Origin of the sequence: Streptomyces sp. AA4, from assembly GCF_000158875.1 — a bacterium.
Taxonomy (GTDB): domain Bacteria; phylum Actinomycetota; class Actinomycetes; order Mycobacteriales; family Pseudonocardiaceae; genus Amycolatopsis.
Genome location: NZ_GG657746.1, coordinates 1,814,024 through 1,816,378, shown reverse-complemented (window position 1 = coordinate 1,816,378; position 2,355 = coordinate 1,814,024). Strand labels below are relative to the sequence as shown.

The 2,355-nt window shown below is 57.6% G+C and carries 2 other annotated features (both only partly in view).

Going from position 1 to position 2,355, the window contains the following annotated elements:
* Positions 1-1,837, bottom strand: a sequence feature (mutual gap in cmsearch alignment for this rRNA model is longer than 100); it reaches 1,226 nt to the left of the window's first position.
* Positions 1,838-2,133: 296 nt separating this feature from the next.
* Positions 2,134-2,355, bottom strand: a sequence feature (mutual gap in cmsearch alignment for this rRNA model is longer than 100) (it continues 1,267 nt past the right edge of the window).

Below are 2,355 nucleotides of genomic sequence, written 5' to 3'. Positions count from 1 at the left end.
CCACCTGTGTTGGTTTGGGGTACGGGCCGTGCATGCACTCACTAGAGGCTTTTCTCGACAGCATAGGATCACCCACTTCGCCTCACACGGCTACGCATCACGTCTCAGAGTATGTGAACAGCGGATTTGCCTACTGTTCCTCCTACACGCTTACACCAGGACAACCATCGCCTGGCGGAGCTACCTTCCTGCGTCACCCCATCGCTTGACTACTACGGAATCAGGTCCCACGCTCCACACACCCGATCCGCCCGAAGGCTTCACGAGTGGCTTCGGGTGGTTAGTGTCAACCGCCTCGCCATGGGCGCACATGCTCGGGTACGGGAATATCAACCCGTTGTCCATCGACTACGCCTGTCGGCCTCGCCTTAGGTCCCGACTTACCCTGGGCGGATTAGCCTGGCCCAGGAACCCTTGGTCATCCGGCGGCAGAGTTTCTCACTCTGCATTCGCTACTCATGCCTGCATTCTCACTCCCGCACCCTCCACCGCTAGCTTCCGCCGCGGCTTCCCTGGATGCAGGACGCTCCCCTACCCATCCACACCACTGCACAAGAACCCGAAAGCTCTTGCGGATGTATTGTGTGAATGACACAGCTTCGGCGGTGTGCTTAAGCCCCGCTACATTGTCGGCGCAGGACCACTTGACCAGTGAGCTATTACGCACTCTTTCAAGGGTGGCTGCTTCTAAGCCAACCTCCTGGTTGTCTGGGCAATCCCACATCCTTTCCCACTGAGCACACACTTAGGGGCCTTAGCTGGTGTTCTGGGCTGTTTCCCTCTCGACGACGAAGCTTATCCCCCGCCGTCTCACTGCCGCGCTCTCACTAACCGGTATTCGGAGTTTGGTTGATTTCGGTAACCCGGTAAGGCCCCTAGACCATCCAGTAGCTCTACCCCCGGCAAGAAACACGCGACGCTGCACCTAAATGCATTTCGGGGAGAACCAGCTATCACGGAGTTTGATTGGCCTTTCACCCCTACCCACAGCTCATCCCCTCAGTTTTCAACCTAAGTGGGTTCGGGCCTCCACGACGTCTTACCGTCGCTTCACCCTGGCCATGGGTAGATCACTCCGCTTCGGGTCTAGACCACGCGACTCAATCGCCCTATTCAGACTCGCTTTCGCTACGGCTACCCCACCCGGGTTAACCTCGCCACGCAGCACTAACTCGCAGGCTCATTCTTCAAAAGGCACGCCATCACGTCGAAACGCTCTGACGGCTTGTAGGCACACGGTTTCAGGTACTCTTTCACTCCCCTCCCGGGGTACTTTTCATCTTTCCCTCACGGTACTCGTCCGCTATCGGTCTCCAGGAAGTATTTAGGCTTACCGGGTGGTCCCGGCAGATTCACAGCAAATTCCACGAGCTCGCTGCTACTCGGGAACACCGCCACACAACACAAACACAGTTTTCGCGTACGGGGCTCTCACCCGCTCCGGCCCGCCGTCCCAAGCGGTTCCGCTAACCATGCCGCATCACGCCCAGAGTGTCAGCTCTGAGAAGACAGGTCCCACAACCCCGACCACACAACCCCTGACAGGTATCACATGCAATCGGTTTAGCCTCTTCCGCTTTCGCTCGCCACTACTCACGGAATCACTTTTGTTTTCTCTTCCTGCGGGTACTGAGATGTTTCACTTCCCCGCGTTCCCTCCACACCGGCTATATATTCACCGGCGGGTAACACCACATCACTGGTGCTGGGTTTCCCCATTCGGAAATCCTCGGATCACAGCTCGGTTGACAGCTCCCCGAGGCATATCGCAGCCTCCCACGTCCTTCATCGGCTCCTGAAGCCAAGACATCCACCATGTGCCCTTAACAACTTGACCACAAAGATGCTCGCATCCACTCTACAGTTCTCAAACACCACACCAGAAACAACGTGTGTTGCCTCAGGACCCAACAGCGTGCCAGCAAACAATCGCTCCCCCAGACTCCGCCTCGCCGTTCCGCAGCCCCGAAGGACCTGTACTAGACAAGGCATCGCCTGCCAGAAGCGACCATAACCAGTAGTTCCACAATTCCTTGAGCAAGCCCGGCAACACCGCGTGCGGGTGTTAAACCGTGCCCACCCCATGCCCTGGTTCCGGGTATCCCGGGAGCATGGATGTGTTGTGCTCCTTAGAAAGGAGGTGATCCAGCCGCACCTTCCGGTACGGCTACCTTGTTACGACTTCGTCCCAATCGCCAGTCCCACCTTCGACCACTCCCTCCCTTGCGGGTTGGGCCATGGGCTTCGGGTGTTACCGACTTTCATGACGTGACGGGCGGTGTGTACAAGCCCGGGAACGTATTCACCGCAGCGTTGCTGATCTGCGATTACTAGCGACTCCGACTTCACGCAGTC